Source organism: Candidatus Endoriftia persephonae (assembly GCF_023733635.1).
GTDB classification, from domain to species: Bacteria; Pseudomonadota; Gammaproteobacteria; order Chromatiales; family Chromatiaceae; genus Endoriftia; species Endoriftia persephonae.
In genome coordinates, this window is the sequence record NZ_CP090569.1 from 3559902 (window position 1) to 3578204 (window position 18303).

Annotated in this window: 20 protein-coding genes; 8 read left to right on the plus strand and 12 right to left on the minus strand. The window is 59.1% G+C overall.

Annotated elements, in window-relative coordinates; genetic code table 11:
- Positions 1-26 precede the first annotated feature (26 nt).
- Together L0Y14_RS16130 and L0Y14_RS16135 are read right to left on the minus strand one after the other, a co-directional pair.
- A complete protein-coding gene (locus tag L0Y14_RS16130; protein WP_006475014.1) occupies positions 27-638 on the minus strand; it encodes a dUTP diphosphatase in 612 nt (203 codons plus the stop codon).
- A gap of 40 nt (positions 639-678) precedes the next feature.
- Positions 679-1119, minus strand: coding sequence for a C-GCAxxG-C-C family protein (locus L0Y14_RS16135; protein WP_006475013.1), 441 nt, complete (start codon positions 1117-1119; stop codon positions 679-681).
- A gap of 131 nt (positions 1120-1250) precedes the next feature.
- On the opposite strand from L0Y14_RS16135, the gene rsxC reads away from it, so the two are divergent.
- The 5 genes from rsxC (at position 1251) to L0Y14_RS16160 (ending at position 5545) form a co-directional block, all read left to right on the plus strand.
- Entirely contained in the window at positions 1251-2603 is a 1353-nt protein-coding gene (rsxC, locus tag L0Y14_RS16140; protein ID WP_006475012.1) for an electron transport complex subunit RsxC, read from the plus strand.
- The gene (locus tag L0Y14_RS16145; protein ID WP_005958524.1) at positions 2600-3622 is read left to right on the plus strand and encodes an RnfABCDGE type electron transport complex subunit D; all 1023 of its coding nucleotides are present in this window, start codon (positions 2600-2602) and stop codon (positions 3620-3622) included. The genes rsxC and L0Y14_RS16145 overlap by 4 nt, the downstream gene beginning before the upstream one ends.
- Entirely contained in the window at positions 3619-4242 is a 624-nt protein-coding gene (locus L0Y14_RS16150) for an RnfABCDGE type electron transport complex subunit G (RefSeq protein ID WP_006475011.1), read from the plus strand. Before L0Y14_RS16145 ends, L0Y14_RS16150 begins: the two co-directional genes overlap by 4 nt.
- 68 nt (positions 4243-4310) lie before the next feature.
- Positions 4311-4967: an electron transport complex subunit RsxE gene (rsxE, locus tag L0Y14_RS16155; protein WP_005958527.1), complete on the plus strand. Its 657-nt coding sequence runs from the start codon at positions 4311-4313 to the stop codon at positions 4965-4967.
- Entirely contained in the window at positions 4967-5545 is a 579-nt protein-coding gene (locus L0Y14_RS16160; protein WP_005958528.1) for an electron transport complex protein RnfA, read from the plus strand. Before rsxE ends, L0Y14_RS16160 begins: the two co-directional genes overlap by 1 nt.
- Before the next feature lie 229 nt (positions 5546-5774).
- Here the strand turns inward: L0Y14_RS16160 and L0Y14_RS16165 are convergent, their stop codons facing one another.
- The 4 genes from L0Y14_RS16165 to L0Y14_RS16180 all read right to left on the minus strand — a co-directional run bounded on the left by L0Y14_RS16165 (position 5775) and on the right by L0Y14_RS16180 (position 7677).
- Positions 5775-6440, minus strand: a complete 666-nt coding sequence (locus L0Y14_RS16165; RefSeq protein ID WP_006475009.1) for a thermonuclease family protein — start codon at positions 6438-6440, stop codon at positions 5775-5777.
- 175 nt (positions 6441-6615) lie between these two features.
- Positions 6616-6819: a 50S ribosomal protein L31 gene (rpmE, locus tag L0Y14_RS16170; protein WP_006475008.1), complete on the minus strand. Its 204-nt coding sequence runs from the start codon at positions 6817-6819 to the stop codon at positions 6616-6618.
- Positions 6820-6911: 92 nt separating this feature from the next.
- Positions 6912-7274, minus strand: coding sequence for a DUF3135 domain-containing protein (locus tag L0Y14_RS16175; protein ID WP_006475007.1), 363 nt, complete (start codon positions 7272-7274; stop codon positions 6912-6914).
- Positions 7275-7407: 133 nt separating this feature from the next.
- Positions 7408-7677 carry a WYL domain-containing protein gene (locus L0Y14_RS16180; protein WP_039959400.1) on the minus strand — a complete coding sequence of 90 codons (270 nt, stop codon included), beginning with the start codon at positions 7675-7677 and terminating at the stop codon, positions 7408-7410.
- Between the two features lie 117 nt (positions 7678-7794).
- Here L0Y14_RS16180 and L0Y14_RS16185 point away from each other — a divergent pair, with 117 nt between their 5' ends.
- A complete protein-coding gene (locus L0Y14_RS16185) occupies positions 7795-8259 on the plus strand; it encodes a hypothetical protein (RefSeq protein WP_005958532.1) in 465 nt (154 codons plus the stop codon).
- A gap of 105 nt (positions 8260-8364) precedes the next feature.
- Here the strand turns inward: L0Y14_RS16185 and L0Y14_RS16190 are convergent, their stop codons facing one another.
- From L0Y14_RS16190 to uvrD, 5 genes are all read right to left on the minus strand, one after another.
- A complete protein-coding gene (locus L0Y14_RS16190; protein ID WP_057955747.1) occupies positions 8365-9126 on the minus strand; it encodes a helix-turn-helix domain-containing protein in 762 nt (253 codons plus the stop codon).
- A gap of 180 nt (positions 9127-9306) precedes the next feature.
- Entirely contained in the window at positions 9307-10458 is a 1152-nt protein-coding gene (gene hemW, locus L0Y14_RS16195) for a radical SAM family heme chaperone HemW (protein ID WP_005958534.1), read from the minus strand.
- 61 nt (positions 10459-10519) lie between these two features.
- Positions 10520-11605 (minus strand): TRAP transporter substrate-binding protein, encoded by a 1086-nt coding sequence (locus L0Y14_RS16200; protein WP_006475005.1) that lies wholly within the window; start codon positions 11603-11605, stop codon positions 10520-10522.
- A 138-nt stretch (positions 11606-11743) separates the two neighbouring features.
- Positions 11744-12682, minus strand: a complete 939-nt coding sequence (locus tag L0Y14_RS16205) for an HDOD domain-containing protein (protein ID WP_251859232.1) — start codon at positions 12680-12682, stop codon at positions 11744-11746.
- Between the two features lie 29 nt (positions 12683-12711).
- A complete protein-coding gene (uvrD, locus tag L0Y14_RS16210) occupies positions 12712-14874 on the minus strand; it encodes a DNA helicase II (RefSeq protein WP_006475002.1) in 2163 nt (720 codons plus the stop codon).
- Between the two features lie 102 nt (positions 14875-14976).
- Here uvrD and glk point away from each other — a divergent pair, with 102 nt between their 5' ends.
- Entirely contained in the window at positions 14977-15963 is a 987-nt protein-coding gene (glk, locus tag L0Y14_RS16215) for a glucokinase (protein WP_005958869.1), read from the plus strand.
- 41 nt (positions 15964-16004) lie between these two features.
- On the plus strand, positions 16005-17474 hold the full coding sequence (locus L0Y14_RS16220) for a 2Fe-2S iron-sulfur cluster-binding protein (RefSeq protein WP_006475001.1): 1470 nt from the start codon (positions 16005-16007) through the stop codon (positions 17472-17474).
- Between the two features lie 28 nt (positions 17475-17502).
- Here L0Y14_RS16220 and phnP read toward each other — a convergent pair whose 3' ends face one another.
- On the minus strand, positions 17503-18255 hold the full coding sequence (gene phnP, locus L0Y14_RS16225; protein WP_039959540.1) for a phosphonate metabolism protein PhnP: 753 nt from the start codon (positions 18253-18255) through the stop codon (positions 17503-17505).
- Positions 18256-18303: the final 48 nt, after the last annotated feature.

Sequence of the window (18303 nt, forward strand, 5' to 3'; positions counted from 1 at the left end):
GTGATCTATCTGGTGACTATAGCAGTCTAGCCAGGGTAGACATCAGCCAACCGCTGATAGAGATCCTTAGAGAAACTAGGGCTCTCGGCATCAATCGTGGCGAGCAACTCCGCCAGATGCTCATTGTCCTCACGGCCCTGCCAGACCTTGATATAGCTGCCCTCTTTGTAGCCGTGGTCCTGGCGGAAGAAGTTGAGTACGTTCTTGCCCACGTAGGTCTTGAACAGCTTGTCGAAGTCGAGCTCAGCGAGCTGCATCATCGCAGCGAACAGGCGGATATCGGCAGAGCGGCTAGCAATCGAGCGCTGCGCCATCTGCTCGATCGACTCACGGAAGTCGTCGCACTCGGTCGGCTCGGCCAGCGCAACCTGGGTCTGCGCTGCGATCTGCTCGGGACTGTCGCCACGCATCAGCAGGTCGCTCAGAGCAAAGTGCCAGATATCGACCAGCTCCAGATGGACCTGCTCCATATCCGGTTTCTGATGTTTCCACCACTTCCAGCCGTAGTGGTCGAGCATCTCGGCGCACTCGGTCCAGATCGCCCGGTACCAGGGCAGGTTGGCGGCGCGCCACTGCGGGTTGACCCGTGCGTTCATCGCCGCCTGCAGGTCGAGCATAGTAAGGATCTTTTGCTGCATAATTTTGTTTCTTCTGTCTGGGTGATAGGAGGCCTCGAGCCTACTGCAACAGATCGTCGAGGATCTCCACCGTAGTCTCGACAAAGGCAGGGCACTCCGTCTTGAAGAGGTCCAGAGCCTTGGCTTCCAGATACTGCTGCGGGATGCTCAGGTCATGCTGTAGCAGATCGCGGCAGAGGATCGAACCGTGGCGCTCACTGAAACGTCGTTGTAGCTCAGCCACCGCGTCGTAGGTTGCCTTCTTGGCGAGCTTGTCGATGCGATCCGGCGAACCATTCTCCAGCCCCAACACCAGCGCTGCGCCGGTCAGCGCACCGCAGGTGCCACCCATGCGCCCCAGGCCGCCGCCCAACCCAGCGGCGATACGCATCGCCACTGTCTGCTCCAGACCGTAGCGATCGGCGTAGCTGCTCAGCACCGCCTGGGAGCAGGAGCAGCCATCACAGAATCGTTTAACCGACTCTTCAGCCGCATTACTCATCGCGCTTCTCCTCTCTGTTAGAATCAGGATTCTATCTTTTTTTGTGCCCTTTCTCGCCCTTTGCCGGGCGGTCGTGGCCAACCAATTTTGCTAAACTAGGGCGCTCATTTGGCTTGCACCGCAGTATCGCTATGTCTCTGTTAGGCACTCTATTCAATCTGAAAGGCACCTTCCGCCACGGCGTACACCCAGATCCGCACAAGCAGCAGACGGTGGATCTGCGCATCCAGCGGGTGCCGTTTAGCGAACGCTATGTGATGCCGCTGGGGCAACACATCGGGGTGCCGGCCAAGCCGGTGGTGGAGAAGGGGCAGAGCCTCACTCGCGGCGAGCTGATCGCCGAACCCGGCGCCTTCATGTCGACCGCACTACACAGCCCGGTGACGGGCCGGGTCGCTGCGATCGAGGCCTGCCGGTATACCGACGGCAGCTTCAAGCCGGCGATTGTGATTGAGGCCGATCCTTATGCCACCCAGCAGTTTCAGCCACAGCCACCGGTTGACTGGGAGGCGCTCTCCATCGATGAGTTTATCCAACAGGTGCAGCGCGCCGGCATTGTCGGCATGGGCGGCGCGGCCTTCCCGGCCCATGTTAAATTCTCGATCCCCGAGGGCCAGCGCATCGACAACGTCTTGATCAACGGTGCCGAGTGCGAACCCTATCTGACCAACGACCACCGCCTGATGGTGGAACGCCCGGCGGCAGTGATCCGCGGCGCTGAGATCGTGCGCCGCAAGCTCGGCGCCCGTCGCGCCACCATCGGTGTGGAGGACAATAAGCCCGATGCCATCGCGACCCTGCAGACGGAGCTGGGAGACGAGCCGGTCGATATTGTTGGCCTGCCGATGAAGTATCCGCAGGGCGCGGAGAAGATGCTGATCAAGGCGATCTACGATATCGAGGTGCCGGCTGGCCAGCTGCCGCGGGACTGCGGCATCGTGGTCAACAACGTGGGCACGGTGGTCGCCATCGCAGACTGGTTCGACAGCGGCATGCCGCTGATCGAGCGGGTGGTGACCGTCTCCGGCCCCGGCATCAACTATCCGGCCAATCTGATCGTGCCACTTGGCACACCGCTGCGCGATCTACTCAAGTTCTGCGGCGGCCTGAGCGACGACACCCGTGAGGTGATCTCCGGCGGGCCGATGATGGGCGCGCCGATCGCCAGCCTTGATGTACCGGTACTGAAGGGTACCTCGGGGGTGCTCGCCTTCACCGAATCAGAGACCAGCCGCCCGCGCGAATACCCCTGCATCCACTGCGGCCGCTGCTTGGATGCCTGCCCCTACTTTCTCAATCCATCGCGTTTCGCCCGCCTCGCCAAGGCGCGGCTCTACGACGAGATGAAGGAGATCAATGTGCTCGATTGTGTGGAGTGTGGCGCCTGCACCTTTGCCTGCCCCTCATCGATCCCTATCGTGCAGCACATCCGCACTGCCAAGGATAATCTGCGCCACCAGCACCGCAGGAGTCATAGCGAATGAAGCAGCAACGCGACCCAAAACTGCTGGTGCAACCAGCGCCGCTGCTAGCCCAGGGGATGACCACCCCGAGCGCGATGCGCGATGTCTGGTATGCGCTGCTGCCCGCCACCCTGGCTGGGCTCTGGTTCTTTGGCCTCAGCGCCTTGCTGGTGCTGCTCGCCTGCATCGCCGGTGCGGTGATGGTCGAGTGGGTGTTCACCCCGGCAGAATCGCGCAAGGTAGCACTGGGCGATGGCAGTGCCGCGCTCACCGGGCTGCTGCTGGGACTGACCCTGCCGCCAGCGCTGCCGCTCTGGCAGGCGTTCCTCGGCGGGATGGTGGCGATCGGTCTAGGCAAGGTGATCTGGGGCGGACTGGGCAACAACCTGTTCAATCCAGCACTGGTGGGACGCGCCTTCCTGCTCGGCACCTTCCCCATCGCCATGACCACCTGGTACCCGGCTCAGGGCCCTGAGCACTTCTTCGACCTCTACTCCAGCACCTTCGCTGCGCCGCTGATGCAGGGGACCTGGGACAGCCTCACCACCGCCAGCCCACTCGGCATGATGAAATTTGAGCACCAATCCAGCGAGTTCTGGTCACTGTTCATCGGCAACACCGCCGGCTCGCTGGGCGAGACTAGTGGCCTGCTGCTGATGCTCGGCGGGCTCTGGCTCTGGTGGCGACGCGATCTCGACTGGCGTATTCCGGTCAGCATCTTTGTCACCGCCGGACTCTTCTCTTTGATCCTTTTTATGGTCGATAGCGCACGCTTCCCCAGCCCGCTGTTTACGCTGTTTTCCGGCGGCATGATGCTGGGGGCGATCTACATGGCCACCGACCCGGTGACCTCGCCACTGTCACCGAAAGGCTTGCTTATCTTCGGTACCGGCATCGGCTTTCTGGTGGTGTTAATCCGGGTCTTCGGCGGCATGCCGGAGGGGATGATGTACGCGATCCTGCTGATGAACTCGGCGACGCCGCTGATCGACCGTTACACTCAACCACGGGTCTTTGGCCGGGGAGTGGAACGTTCATGAGTATGCAGCAGCAGACACCACAGGTGGCCGAACCCAGCCCACAGAAACTAGCGCTTTCGGTCGCCTTTGCCGGGCTGATCTCGGGGCTGGTGATCATCAGCATCTTTGAGGCAACCCTACCGACCATCACCGCCAACAAGGCGGCGGAGCTGAAGGCGGCGGTGTTCAAGGTGCTGCCCGGCGTGGCCAGCATGAAGAAGCTGCAATACAGCGATGGCGGGCTGAGCGAACGCACCCAGGAGGGCGCCGACGAGGATACGGTCTACGGCGGCTACAATCAGCAGGGCGATCTGGTCGGTTATGCGGTGGCCGGCGAGGGGCCGGGCTTTCAGGACACCATCAAGCTACTCTACGGCTATCTGCCGGAGCAGCGCAAGATCGTTGGCATGGAGATCCTGGATAGCCGTGAGACCCCAGGCCTGGGCGACAAGATTTTTAAGGACAAGGACTTCGTTGCCAACTTCGATGGCTTGGCGGTGGACCCGCAGATCAAGGCGGTGAAGAAGGGCAGCAAATCGGCGCCCTACGAGATCGATGCAATCACTGGTGCAACCATCTCCTCCAAGGCGGTGGTGCGTATCATCAACGGGGCCCACGCCAAGTGGGATAAACGTTTGTAGGTCTGCCTTTAGGCGGATATGTCCGGCTCAAGCCGGATCTACAGCTGTTACCTTTAGGTTAAAGAGTTATGGCCATTTCAGGAAAAGATGCCTCCGCCTACGATGAGATGATCAAGGGCATCTGGCGCGACAACCCGGTATTCGTGCAGGTGCTGGGAATGTGCCCGATGCTGGCGGTGACCAACTCGGCAATCAACGCCATGACGATGGGGCTGGCGACACTGTTTGTGCTGGTCGGCTCCAGCGCACTGGTTTCGCTGTTTCGCAACCTGATCCCGAAACAGGTGCGGATCTCCCTCTATATCATCATCATCGCCACCTTTGTCACGGTGATCGACTACACTCTGCTGGCGCTGGTGCCGGCGATCCACAAAGAGCTGGGGGCCTTTATCCCGCTGATCGTTGCCAACTGCATGATCCTTGGTCGCCAGGAGGCGTTCGCTGGCAAGCACAGCGTGCGATTTGCGGTAATGGATGCGATCGGCATGGCCGGTGGCTTCCTGTTCGCGATGCTGGTGCTGGGCAGCATCCGTGAGATCCTCGGCAGCGGCTCGTTGTTTGGCATCGACCTGCTCGGTGTCAACTTCGATCCTTGGGTGATCATGATCCTGCCGCCCGGCGGCTTCCTGACTCTGGGCTTGATCCTGCTCTTCTTCAACTGGGTCACCGCGCGGCGCCGGCAGTTCCTGGAACAGGTGGTGGCGACTGAGCGGGGGAACGTCTGATGCAAGATCTGATCTGGATATTCATCGGCGCGATGTTGGTCAACAACTTCGTGCTCGCCTACTTCCTTGGCCTTTGTCCCTTTCTAGGCGTCTCCGGCAGGCTCGAGACCTCCTTCCGGCTGGGTCTCGCAACCACCTTCGTGCTGCTGATCACCGCCATCTGCTCTTGGTTTCTTAACACCTATGTACTGATCTACGCTCCCTATCTGCGACTGATCAGTTTCATCGTGGTAATCGCCTCCACAGTGCAGTTCATCGAGATGGCGATCAAGAAGCTCAGCCCAGCCCTGTTCAAGGCACTAGGTATCTTCCTGCCGCTGATCACCACCAACTGCGCCATCCTCGGTCTGGCGATCTTCGCCACCAACCGCGGCTATGGTTTTCTCGAAGGGGTAACCTTTGCACTTGGTGCCGGTGCCGGCTTCACCTTGGCGATGGTCCTGATGGCCGGGATGCGCGAAGAGACAGAGATCGTCGACGTGCCGGTGCTGATCCGCGGCACCGCCATTAATCTGATCATCGCCGGCATCCTTTCGATGGCCTTCATGGGCTTTGCCGGTCTGTTCAGCTCATCCTGAGGGGATCTCATTATGTGGACCCATCTATTAGCACTGCTTGGCCTCGCCGCACTCTGCGGCGGCTGGATCATATTCCAGGATTGGCTGAAGCGACAGGACCCCAGCTATCGGGGCTATAAGGCAGGCTGCGGCGCCTGCGGTAACGGCGCCTGCGAATCGGAACAGGGCAGCTGTTCACCCCCCGCAACACAGATCAAACTGCCACCGCGAAAATAACCTTAGGCGCGCCTCACCGGTCCAGCCACCGAATCGCTGCCGGATGGTGTAACCGCATGCGCAAACCGCCCTTGCCGGGGTAGAGCCAGCCGCGCACTTCCAACGGTCGCCCTGCCAGCAACTCCGGTTTGAAATCGACAAAATAGGGCAGCTCATCATTGTGGACCCACAGCGCTACCCCTCCCTGAAGATCAATCCAGATTCTGTCACGCTCCCTCTTGGCACGCGCCACCTGCCCTCGCAACAGATAAAAACCACGTTCCCGGGCCCTCAGGCGACTGACATCGAGGGGAAAATCTGAGCCTTTCCAGAGTCCTCTGCCCATAGCCCGGGCCTCTGCCTCCGCTTGGCCATAGCAGTCGAGGTTTTGGAGATTTGGCGGGATGGCGATCTGCAGACCGACTCCGGCAGCGAGCAGGCGCTCGGTAAGGTTTTCGCCGTCGGCATTATAGAGGTGAGCCAGGTGGCGATGGTAACGGTCCTGCTGCTCTTCACCTGACCTCAGGTAGATACGCTGAGCGGAGGCCTCGAGCAAGCTTTGCAGCAGCCGTCGCGCTGCTCTGGCACCCGTTTCGTCGCTCCTGCCCTGGTGACCAATCTCGGGTGTGTTGATGCCGATCAGACGGATACGCCGGCCATCTTTAAGCTCAAGGGTATCGCCATCGAAGACCTTCGCCACTTTAACCGGCGGAGTGGGCAACTTGAATGACAGGCAGCTAGCCGCTACAAAAGAGGGAAGGAGAAAAAACAGCAGGCACAGAAAAAGCCCCGCCAGAGGGGCCCTCTGCAGACCATCATCAAAAAACCGGAGTCTCCTGTGCGATTTTTCGACCGCGGAGCGCCCCAGCTGAGATCTAACGGCCGTATTTTCTGCGAAACTTGTCTACCCGGCCAGCGGTATCGAGAATCTTCTGCTTGCCGGTAAAGAAAGGATGGCAGGCGGAGCAAACTTCCACATGGAGCTCTTCCTTACCCAGAGTGGAATGCGTGGTGAATTCACTTCCGCAACTACAAACGACCTTGACTTCCTCGTATCGAGGATGGATATCCGCTTTCATGTCAGACCCATTCAGAAAACTATGATTTACCGCCAGTCTGGCGGAGAAGGCGCGCAATAGTAAAAGAAATGGCTGGACTTGGCAAGGCCCTGTTAGCCATCACCCAACGATGGGGGGAAATTGAGAATCTTGGCGCTCGGCTCGGGAGCCGGGCTCTCACCTTCATTCCAGCACCGTTGTAGTTGCTCGAGACGATCCAGCAGGCCATTGCTACCGGCCAGGCGCACCCACATCATACGCGATATGCGTACACAGGCGCTCAGCGGCGATCCATTTCGACGCTCCTGGTCGATGCGCCACTGCAGGCTGCGCAACTGTTTCTGGCGCTCCTGCGGGGCCTGACTGATCAGGTTTTCGATAGCCTCCTGACGCAGCTGTTCGAAGCCCTCCGGGTCAGCCGAGGCAGCCGAGCACATGGCATCAAAGTCCATCTTGTCGAGTCGTGTCTTCTTCATTCGGAATAAACCGATTACTTTTCTGCACATTACCATCGAATCTTGCCGGCTGTCGCAGAATGATTTTCCTATGGGCATAACTCTGAGGAACTACGCACTTCGGGAATTAATAGCGTAAGCGCTGCATCCCCTCTCAATCCCGGGAACCCAGTAACGGCTCGCCGGTTTCTGCCCAGACAGGTGATTTTATTTGATCAAGCCGGAGAAGACATATTTCTCCAGCCGACGTCTTACCCTTTAGATACTCAGCCCCCTGCTTTGCAAATAGATCGATAGGTTTCACCTTTATCGATCTTTCAGTGCCACCTTCATCTAACCAAACCAACTCTATATATCTCATTTTCAATGCGGCAAATTCGAACTGCTCATGCAACATACAGGGGATAGGTTTATAGGCTTTCATACAGTGGCCCCCTTTCAGTTAAGCAATTATATGCTATTAAATTAATTGTCTTACTTCCCCAATTATTAATTACGTCGTAGAATCACTTTTCTATTTAACTTTGGAGTTGGCAAACAGATGGCAACAAAAACAGAAAAAGAGATTGAAGCATTATCCACGCGACTTGAAAAACTAAAAGCACAGCAGGCAAAAGAGGAGCAACAGAAACAGGCGCTGGAAACGACCCAGCAGTCTATTCTCGACGTTCTGCAACAAGCCGGCCTGAGCTTGGATGACTTTATTATTCACAACATCAAGGTCGCACGCAGGGTAGTAGCCCGCCTCGATAAGGCGCAGAAAAAAGGCGAGGAGTCGAAGCAGGCCGTCACGGTGAAAAAGAAAACGGTGAAGAAACGCCGCCGTGTTCGCGCCAAAGCCAAACCAAGCATCAAGATCCCTGCGGGCCGTTATGGCAATCTGCCCGACAACCCGGATCAGATTATCGTAGTGAAAGAGAAAGGCCCCCGCCCCAAGGTACTCAAGGCATATGCGGAGGAGATCGGGCTGGATAACTTCCTTGAAAAATGCCGCATGGAGGAATAAGGCAGTAGTCTACCGACCATTGGCGCTATAATCCGGCTCGCCCAGCGCCAGCCCGGCCTACTTGCAGAGCAAGAGATCACCCTCAACGGCTCTGCAACGGCCGGGTCACTCTCCAGCTTCTGCCAGCGCCGCAACGCCTCCCTCGTCAAGAATCTTCAGGCTTTTACGTCTGATCTCGATCAACCCCTTGCGCTCCAGGCTCTTGAGAAAGCGGGTAATGGTTTCAGGCGCCAGGCCGAGAAAGTTGCCAATATCGACCCGTGACATTGGCAGGTTGAACTCTGAACCGGAAAAGCCCCGCCCCACAAGCCGCCGGGAGAGATTGAGCAGAAAGGCCGCTACACGCCCCTCGGCAGACTGACGAATCAGCTCCGCCGTCAGGGAGTATTGGAATGCCACCTCTCCACTCAGCATCGAGATAATCGCCTGCTGCACCCGCTCCTTATCATCAAGCAGTGCATTCAGCCGGTCGAGGCGCAACTCACAGATATGACTCACCTCCAAAGCGCGCACGGTAAACGGATAACGCGCCTGGGCAATACCTTCCACCCCCATCAACTCTCCCGGCAAGTGAAAGCCAATAATTTGATCTGCCGAGTGGCTGGACGGCAACAGCGTTTTAAATGCGCCCGACTTGACAGAAAAGATGGAGAAAAACGGCATTCCAACCCGGAATAGTGTCTCCCCTTTGGCAACTGCGCGATTCGCCAACAGGATCTCATCAACTGCGACCGAGTCATTTGTACCGTAATCAACCAGTGCACAGAGTGGATCCAGTCCGCAACTGCTGCACTCAACAGCAGCATCACCGCCCCAGCATTGGGACATCTCACAAAAGAGTGTGGGTTGTTTTGTCTGTGAGTTCATTGCTCGCTTAGTTTGCCAATTAGAAGAGAAACCATTTAATTATCGGGTATTTATAGCCTGATAATCAGCCGGCGACAGTCTAGCATCCGTCCATCTGAAAAGTGCCTGTGCTATCACAGTGGACAACCAGTGAACGGCCTTTTCACTGACATATATCAGTAGTTTACAAAATAAACCAGCCTACTGCGGAGTAAATATCGCGAGCAGATCGTTGAGAAAGGCATGCCCTCGGAGACTGGGGCGAATCTGTTCACCGGACCGCAACAACAACTCCCGGGCTTGGGCAGTTGCCAGCGCCTCGTCCAGCTGCCGTCGGGATAATCCGCTTCGCGCCTCAAATTGCGACAGTGAAAAACCCTCATTCAGGCGCAGCGCGTTCATCATGAACTCCAGCAGCCGGTCATCTCTCTCCAGCCAACGCTCCCCCTGAACTGCGCCAGCCCCGTATGCAGCAGCAAGATAGGCCTGCGGACGACGCTGCTTCCAGTTGCGTAGAATCCTCCCGTCCGCCAGCGTGAGCTTGCCGTGCGCACCAGCACCGATACCGATATAGTCACCAAAGCACCAGTAGTTGAGATTGTGCCGACAGCGCTCGCCAGGGCGCGCATAGGCCGAGATCTCATACTGGAGATAACCCGCCTCAGCCAGACAAGTCTGCCCCTGGGAGTGGATCTCCCAGATCAGCTCATCATCAGGCAGCGCTGGTGGAAACTGATGGAAGTGGGTGTTGGGCTCCAGGGTCAGCTGATAGTAGGAGATATGGCCAGGATCGAGCTGCAACGCGATGCTCAGATCCTCTGCTGCTGAGGCCGACGTCTGCCCCGGCAGACCGAACATCAGATCCAGATTGATGCGGCTGAAACCCGCTTGCCGGGCCCGCTCCACCGCCAGCATCGCCTGATCTGGATCATGGATGCGCCCCAGCGCCTGCAGTCTGGCAGTATCGAAGCTCTGCACCCCGACCGAGAGGCGATTCACCCCCGCATCTCGATAGCCGCTGAAGTTGTCCGCTTCCAGGGTGCCTGGATTCGCCTCCAGGGTGATCTCCAGCTCCGGCTCAGTTTCAACCCGCGCCATCACTCCTGCCAACAGTGCAGCTATCGATCCCGGTGAGAAGAGGCTGGGGGTACCACCACCGATGAAGATTGAATGGAGCGGCCGCCCACCCGTTTGCTTCAGATCCTGCTCCAGATCGGCCAGTAGCGCATCGATATAGGGCGGCTCATCCAGCGCCTCCCTCACCTGATGGGAGTTGAAGTCGCAATAGGGGCACTTGCGAACACACCAGGGGATGTGGATGTAAAGAGAGAGCGGTGGCAGTGAGTCGATCATGCTGATGGATAGGAACGAGCCGCCCCGGCCAGATCAGGCCAGGGCGGCCAAAGCAAAATTATCAAACCTTGTCGCGGGCCATCAGATAGGACAGGTTGGAGATCCCGCCCCACTCCCGAGAGCCCTTGAGAAAGGCACTGTAAGAGTCGAAAACCTTCTTCGAGAAGGCATCCTTGGCGGCCAGCTCAGTCACCACCTCTTCAGAGTATCTGCGCAGAGTCGCCAGCACATCGTCAGGATAGCTACGAATATCGACCTTATGCTTCTCCACCAGCGTGCGCAGCGCCGCCGGGTTGCGCGCGGTGTATTCCGCCAGCATCTCCTGATTCACCACCTTGCAGGCATTCAGCACGATCGACTGGAGATCCTTCGGCAGCGCCTGCAGAGCTTCTTTATTGATGATCGCCTCGAGGGTGGTGCCGGGCTCATGGAAGCCGGGGTAATAGTAGTATTTGGCCGCCTTGAAGAGGCCGAAGGCGAGGTCGTTGTAGGGGTTGACCCACTCGGTGGCGTCGATAGCACCGGATTTGAGCGAGGTGAAGAGCTCGCCGCCGGGCAGATTCACCGGGGTGCCGCCAGCGCGCCGCAGCACCTCGCCGCCGAGGCCGGGGATGCGCATCTTCAGCCCCTTCAGATCATCGACGCTGTTGATCTGTTTGTTGAACCAGCCGCCCATCTGCACCCCGGTGTTACCGGCGGGGGCAGGCACCAGACCGAAGCCATCGTAGAGTTCACGCCACAGCTTGAGGCCATCGCCGTAGTACATCCAGCCGTTCATCTCCTGCGCGGTCATACCGAAGGGCACGGTGGAGAAAAACTGCGCCGCCTCGCTCTTGCCCTTCCAGTAGTAGGCCGCACCGTGCCCCATCTCAGCGGTGCCGCGGGAGACCGCATCGAACACCTCGAAGGCAGGCACCAGCTCTTTAGCGCCGTAGACCTTGACCCGCAACCGCCCACCGCTCATCTCGGTGATCAGCTTGGCCAGCAGATTGGCGCCAGTCCCCAGGCCGGGGAAATTCTTCGGCCAGGTAGTGACCATCTTCCATTTGATAGTCGACTTGGCCTGTGCCTGTGACACAGCACCCAGTGCACCACCGGTCACCAGCGCACCTGCTCCTAGCCCCTTGATAAACTCGCGACGCTTCATCAGTTATCCTCCAGTCAGATGCCCAACGATGGCAAGGTGCCCATTCTAGCGCCTTCGATTTATCACTGCATGACTAAAGCAGATGTCTGCCCGCAGCACAGGGATTGGCCTCAGTCATTGGCAAGGAGGATGCGCGGATCAGAGTGTGACCAGACCCATGTCGATCAGATCGTCACGCAGGTCGGCCAGATCGATCTGGCTCATACCCAGATACTCCAGTACTGGCTGTCCGTAGTTCTCAAACTCGTGATCGACACCGCTGCTGCCAATCACACGGTAGGTGGCACAGAGGTGGGTCGCCAGTTTGAGGATGGCAAGCAGGTTTTTTTTGTTGGCCTGGCTGATCTCATCACTCTGCAGGCTGAGATCGGCTTTATGGTGCTCGGCGATTGCCTCACAGAGATAGAGCGGCAGCTTCCATGAGCGTGCCACGTAATATCCCACCACCGCATGGTTGGAATTTATCATCTGATTTTCAAAATCGGTCACCCGCTGATCGGTCATCTGATAGGCCTGGCCAATCGTATTGAGATAATCATCATGCTTCTGCGCCAGCAACGGGATACCACAGTTGTGGAACAGGCCTAGGGTATAGGCCTCTTCGGCCGATCCCAGATCAAGGCGCCGGGAGATCGCAGCACTCGTCACCGCCACATCGCTGGCATTGTCCCAAAATGCGTTCAGGGTCTTTGCCGATTGGTCAGCGATAGTCTGCTGCAGGGAGACCGCATTGATAATGTTGACCAGGCTGTTGAGTCCCAACAGACCGATAGCATGATCGATCGAGCTGACCGTGCGCGACATGCCAAACACTGGGGAGTTAACCGCCTTCATCACAAGGCCGGAGAGCCCGACATCTCGTGAGATCAACTCAGCGATATCCGCCAGAGAAAAGTCGGGCATCGCCATCTGCATATGCAGATCCACCAGGATCTGCGGCTGGGGTGGGATACGAATCCCTCTCAGCACTACCTCAACTTCAGCCTCTTCCAGACTCTTTTCCAGCGGTTGTTCCATCATCTCAATCCCCGACTCATTGCTGCCATCTGAGACAAGCTTCAGCCTACTACTCAGCATCTAATCGGCAGATCTTCCGAATTTTTCAGCTACAGAGGGGAGAGATTGGCGTAGGCCACCACCAGCCACTTGCTCCCTTCTGTCTCAAAGTTGACCTGCACCCGCGCCGAACGCCCCTGGCCCTCGGCGTTGAGCACCACCCCTTCGCCAAACTTGGGGTGTACCACCCGCTGACCCAGATTGAAGCCGCTCGCCTCCTGGGCAAAACCCGCACTTGGCTGACTGTAGAGCGGCTGGGTAATCTGCGGCCCAGAGCGCACCTCACGCAGCAACTCTGCCGGCAACTCCCGCAGGAAGCGCGATGGCATCGGATAGTTCTCCTGGCCGTGCAGTCGGCGGCTCTCCGCATGGGTAAGATAGAGGCTCTGCATGGCGCGGGTGATGCCGACGTAGCAGAGACGGCGCTCCTCCTCCAGACGGGCCGGATCATCCGCCGACATGCTGTGGGGAAACAGCCCCTCCTCCAGCCCCACCAGGAACACCAGCGGGAACTCCAGCCCCTTGGCGGAGTGCAGCGTCATCAACTGTACGCAATCGTCGAAGGCATCGCCCTGGGCCTCGCCCGCTTCCAGCGCAGCGTGGGCGAGAAAGGTGGAGAGCTCGTCCAGCTCCTCGTCCTCGTGGGCCTCCCAGCTGAACTGGCGGCAGGCGTTGACCAGCTCCTCCAGGTTCTCCTTGCGGTCCTGCCCCTTGCCGTCGCGACTCTTCTCGAAGTGCTCCGGCAGACGGCTCATCGCCAGTGCTTGGGCCACCTTGTCGGAGAGGGCCATGTCGCGGCTCTCCACCTGCAGCTCCTCGATCAGATCGAGAAAGCCCTGCAGCGCATTGCTGGCCCGCTTCGGCATCGCACCACCCTTCAGCAGATCGACGCTGGCCTGCCACAGGGAGCAGTCGAAGTCCCGCGCATGCGCGCGCACTCCGTCCAGGGTCTTCGGCCCTATGCCCCGCGGCGGCTGGTTGACCGCCCGCTCGAAAGCCGCATCATCCTGAGGATTGTTGAGCAGCCGTAGGTAGGCCAGCGCATCCCTGATCTCGGCGCGTTCGAAGAAACGCAGCCCGCCGTAGACCCGGTAGGGGGTGCCGGCCTGGATCAGCGCTTCCTCGAACAACCGCGACTGGGCGGTGGTGCGGTAGAGGATGGCACAGTCGGCGCGGGCGTGGTCCTCGCTGGTGAATTGGCGGATCCGCTCGATCACGAAGCGCGCCTCATCGACCTCGTTGAAGGCGGCATAGAGGTTGATCGGCTCCCCCTCGCCATCCTCGGTCCAGAGATTCTTGCCGAGCCGCGAGGGGTTGCGCGCGATCAGCGCATTGGCGGCGTTAAGGATGTTGCCGGTCGAGCGGTAGTTCTGCTCCAGCCGGATCAGCTGGCTGGTGGCATAGTCCTGCTCGAAGCTCTGGATGTTCTCCACCCGTGCACCGCGCCAACCGTAGATCGACTGGTCGTCATCGCCCACCACGAACAGGTTGTTGCGCCCGGCGGTAAGCAGCCGCAGCCAGCCATACTGGATCGCGTTAGTGTCCTGAAACTCATCCACCAACACATGTTGAAAGCGCTGCTGATAGTGCTGCAGGATGTCGGGCCGATCGCGCCACAACTCATGGGCGCGCAGCAGCAGCTCGGCAAAATCAACCACCCCACCGCGCTCGCAGGCGGCCTGATACTCAGTGTAGATGCGGATCATCTGCCGCTGATAGGGGTCGTCGCCATCATCCAGATGCTGGGCGCGCAGCCCCTCATCCTTGCGACCGTTGATGAACCACTGGGCCTGGCGCGGCGGCCACTTCGCCTCGTCCAGATCGAGGCTCTTCAACACCCGTTTAACCAGCCGGAACTGATCATCCGAGTCGAGGATCTGAAAGCTCTGCGGCAATCCCGCCTCCTGCCAGTGGGCGCGCAACAGGCGATGTGCGAGACCGTGGAAGGTGCCGACCCACATGCCCCCCACCGGCTGCCCCATCAGCTCCTCGATACGCCCGCGCATCTCCTTCGCCGCCTTGTTGGTGAAGGTGACGGCGAGGATCGACCAGGGCGAAGCCGCCTCCACCGCCATCAGCCAGGCGATGCGATGCACCAGCACCCGAGTCTTACCGCTACCAGCGCCGGCGAGGATCAGAAGATTGCCCACCGACGCGCTGACCGCGTCACGCTGGGCTTCGTTGAGAGGATCGAGAATCGGTGAAACATCCATCCCGGCATTTTATCAGGCTTGTCGTCCTGCGGGTCGAATTCAACAACCCTTGTCTGGTGGAATTGACTAAAATGGTTCGCAGGAATCACTAGAGGGACAGAGATGCAGCTGCTTGCAGGGGATATTGGCGGTACCAACAGCCGGCTGGCAATCTACCGAACCGGCCCCGATGCCGGCTTGGAGCTGGTGACAGAAAAGGATTTTGCCAGCGCTGAGTTTGACGGACTTGAAGCGATCATTGCCGAATTTCTGCAGCAGAGCGGCGCTGAGGTGGAGCGTGCCGCCTTTGGCGTACCCGGCCCAGTCCGGGATGGCCAATGCACCACCACCAAATTCCGCTGGCAGCTCTCCGCCAAGTCCATCAACGCCCGTTTCGGTTTTGCCGCCACCCACCTGCTCAACGATCTGGAGGCGAATGCCTGGGGCATAGATCGCCTCAAAGATGAGCAGATAGTGCTGCTGCAAGCGGGCGATCCCGACGCCCAGGGCAACCGCTCCATCGTCTCTGCCGGCACCGGACTGGGAGAGGCAGGGCTGTTCTGGGACGGTCGCCAGCACATTCCCTTTGCCACCGAGGGTGGGCACAGCGACTTTAGCCCCAGCACCCCGCTGGAATTTGCACTGTTCGAACATCTGACAAAACAGCACGGCCATGTCAGCTGGGAACGGCTGGTCTGCGGCCCGGGACTGGAGACAATTCACGACTTTCTGCGGCAACACCGGAAGGCCCCTGCGCCAGCCTGGCTGGAACAGGTGATGCGGGAGCAGGGGAGTGCCGCGGCCATTTCCAATGCCGCCCTCACAAAACAGGATGAGATCTGCGATCAGGCACTGGATCTGTTTGTGCGGCTGTATGGCCGGGAGGTCGGCAATCATGCGCTGAAGATCATGGCCACCGGCGGGGTCTATCTGGGAGGCGGTATCGCACCGAAGCTGATCGACCGACTCCGACAAGGCGCCTTCATCGAGGCCTTTCTCGATAAAGGACGCATGCAGGAACTAATGGCCTCGATGCCGGTCCGCATCATCCTCAACCAACGTACCGCACTGCTCGGCGTCGCTCATTTCGCCGCCACCATGCCACTCTAAAATATAGTTATCTACCAACCATAGTAAGTAAGGGGCTTTTCATGTCACAACCTCTCAACCTTTCCCGTTCAGCCCGGCTTGCCGGTGTCACTCGTGGTGAACTGCAAAAACGGATTCGCCAAGAGGGAGTGGAGACCTTTGAGGGCAAGATCCAGGTCGAGGATCTGATCCGCCTCTATCCCGAAATCAACATGGATAATGCCCCGGTTTTTGAACGGGTACAGCGGATCAAGCGGGAGGCGCGCCCCAAGGCAAAATACAGCGACGGCTGGCTGCCTGACCCCGAGGTGCTGATGTCGCGTCTGCGGGAGTTTCAGCACACCCTGGTGCAGACCAAGGCAGCGCTCAACGGCGCGGAAATGCTGATCGGCGATACCCAGCAGAGCCTGCAGGCAGCAATTGATGCACCCACCGCCGACCTTCAGCAAGAGGTAAAACGCTGCATCACCAAGCTCAAAAAGGCGATGGGGCGACTCGACCGCGCTGAGGACGCCAGAGCCACCGTGTTTGCCAAGAATGCCCTGCTCAAGATAGTCACCGCCAGCGTGCGTCTACTGCCCAGCGGCCATGAGTTTTTTGTCGACGGCAATGACTCTATCCTCGAAGCTGGACTGAAGGCGGGGCTACATCTCGGCTACGGCTGCTCCAGCGGCAACTGTGGCGACTGCAAGTGCAAGGTGGTCTCCGGAGCGGTACGCAAGCTGCGTGATCACGATTATGTTCTGAGCAAGCGGGAGAGTGAAGAGGGTTATATCCTCGCCTGCTCCAATACCGCCATCTCCGACCTGGTGCTGGAGGCGAGCGAGGCGGGTCAGGGGGTCACATTGCCGCAGCAGAATATCCGTACCCGGGTACGCAGCATCGAGTCAGCTGGCACTGATCTTGCTTTACTTAATTTGCAAACGCCACACACCAAATCGCTGCGCTTCAAGGCGGGCCAGCGGGTCGAGCTCAGCGCCGAAGAGGGCAGCAGCCTCTCCCTGTTTGTTGCCAGTTGCCCTTGCGATGGGCGCAACCTACAGTTCCTGGTGCCGCGGCAAGGGAGCGGAGAGTTTGGCGAGCTGGTTTTCAACGGCAGCATCGCCGAACAAACCGTCCTGCTGAAGGGCCCTGAGGGTGGATTTGTACTGGAGGAGGAGTCATCACGACCGGCCATCTTTATTGCCGCCGGCAATGGACTGGCACCGATTAAGAGCCTGGTCGAGCAGGCGATCACCATCGACAACGCCGAACATCTGATGCTGATCCAGCTGGGGGCCAATGCGCCAGGCTCACCACTAGACAACCTGATGCGTTCCTGGTCTCACTCCCTGGATAACTTCGACTACCACGCGCTCAGCCCTGATACCCCTGTAGAGGCTCTACTGTCGCTGATCAACTCGCCGGAGGTTGAACCGCAGCGCTCCGACCTCTATGTCGCAGGTCCGGAGCAGTGGCTACAGGCACTGCGTGATAGCGGTCGGATGAACGGCCTAGATGACGAGCGCTGGCATCTGCAGGCAACGGAATGAGGGCCTCTCAAGGCGCGCAAAGCTGCCATCAGAGTGTGTAGACTCGACCATCCTGAGCCAGTTCTACACCAGCCGGCAATACCTGAGGCTGCTGCATCAACCAGCTCTCCAGATCATGGCCGAGATGGCTCAACACACCTCTCTCAGGGCGCAACCGCGTGAGGGTATCGCAGGCAGACTGGAGGTCATTGTGCATACCGCCACCACGCTTGCCCGGAGGAAGAGAGCAGTCGATGACGATTAAACTTGGGCGCTGCCGCATCAACCAGGCCTCAGTCTGCTCCGGCAGCCCCAGGGTGTCAGTGAGATAGGCGAGGCTATTGCGCCCATCATCGAAACAGTAACCGAAGCTCGGACAGGAGTGGTTGAGGGGCAGGGAGGTTACCTGGATCGCCCCTAACTCCAGCTCCTCGAACGCCTCAAGGTGGCTGATATCAAGAATGCCTGGGTGTCGCTTGAGCTCCCTGCTCTTTTCCGGATCATCCGGCCCGGCCAGCGGAATGCGCTGATTCACCCCCCAGCGCAGATCGAACAGGCCGAGGATATGGTCCATGTGATAATGGGTGAGCAGGATCTGGCTCAGGCTGCCGGGCGGAAAGCGCTCGGCCAGGTCGGTGAGACCCGCATCCAGCAGGATCTTCTGCCCATTCACCTCAAGCAGGGCGCTGCAAGCACGCCGCCGCCACTGCGGATCCTCTGCCGCCCGCCTACAAGCAGGGCAGTCGCAACCATAGCAGGGCGTACCGCCCGCGCTGCCGGTGCCCAGTAGGGTCAGTCTCATCGCGCTCCCCGAATCGGGCTGGCTGCTGCAGACAATACAGCCCCGCAT

Bases quoted from the DNA above. Each gene is read 5' to 3' on its own strand.
- L0Y14_RS16205 (WP_251859232.1), bottom strand. From the start codon at position 12,682: ATGCTGAGTAGTAGGCTGAAGCTTGTCTCAGATGGCAGCAATGAGTCG.
- L0Y14_RS16200 (WP_006475005.1), bottom strand. From the start codon at position 11,605: ATGAAGCGTCGCGAGTTTATCAAGGGGCTAGGAGCAGGTGCGCTGGTG.
- rsxC (WP_006475012.1), top strand. From the start codon at position 1,251: ATGTCTCTGTTAGGCACTCTATTCAATCTGAAAGGCACCTTCCGCCAC.
- L0Y14_RS16150 (WP_006475011.1), top strand. From the start codon at position 3,619: ATGAGTATGCAGCAGCAGACACCACAGGTGGCCGAACCCAGCCCACAG.
- uvrD (WP_006475002.1), bottom strand. From the start codon at position 14,874: ATGGATGTTTCACCGATTCTCGATCCTCTCAACGAAGCCCAGCGTGAC.
- L0Y14_RS16145 (WP_005958524.1), top strand. From the start codon at position 2,600: ATGAAGCAGCAACGCGACCCAAAACTGCTGGTGCAACCAGCGCCGCTG.
- rpmE (WP_006475008.1), bottom strand. From the start codon at position 6,819: ATGAAAGCGGATATCCATCCTCGATACGAGGAAGTCAAGGTCGTTTGT.
- L0Y14_RS16180 (WP_039959400.1), bottom strand. From the start codon at position 7,677: ATGAAAGCCTATAAACCTATCCCCTGTATGTTGCATGAGCAGTTCGAA.
- L0Y14_RS16185 (WP_005958532.1), top strand. From the start codon at position 7,795: ATGGCAACAAAAACAGAAAAAGAGATTGAAGCATTATCCACGCGACTT.
- L0Y14_RS16175 (WP_006475007.1), bottom strand. From the start codon at position 7,274: ATGAAGAAGACACGACTCGACAAGATGGACTTTGATGCCATGTGCTCG.
- L0Y14_RS16220 (WP_006475001.1), top strand. From the start codon at position 16,005: ATGTCACAACCTCTCAACCTTTCCCGTTCAGCCCGGCTTGCCGGTGTC.
- rsxE (WP_005958527.1), top strand. From the start codon at position 4,311: ATGGCCATTTCAGGAAAAGATGCCTCCGCCTACGATGAGATGATCAAG.
- L0Y14_RS16160 (WP_005958528.1), top strand. From the start codon at position 4,967: ATGCAAGATCTGATCTGGATATTCATCGGCGCGATGTTGGTCAACAAC.
- L0Y14_RS16190 (WP_057955747.1), bottom strand. From the start codon at position 9,126: ATGAACTCACAGACAAAACAACCCACACTCTTTTGTGAGATGTCCCAA.
- phnP (WP_039959540.1), bottom strand. From the start codon at position 18,255: ATGAGACTGACCCTACTGGGCACCGGCAGCGCGGGCGGTACGCCCTGC.
- glk (WP_005958869.1), top strand. From the start codon at position 14,977: ATGCAGCTGCTTGCAGGGGATATTGGCGGTACCAACAGCCGGCTGGCA.
- L0Y14_RS16135 (WP_006475013.1), bottom strand. From the start codon at position 1,119: ATGAGTAATGCGGCTGAAGAGTCGGTTAAACGATTCTGTGATGGCTGC.
- hemW (WP_005958534.1), bottom strand. From the start codon at position 10,458: ATGATCGACTCACTGCCACCGCTCTCTCTTTACATCCACATCCCCTGG.
- L0Y14_RS16130 (WP_006475014.1), bottom strand. From the start codon at position 638: ATGCAGCAAAAGATCCTTACTATGCTCGACCTGCAGGCGGCGATGAAC.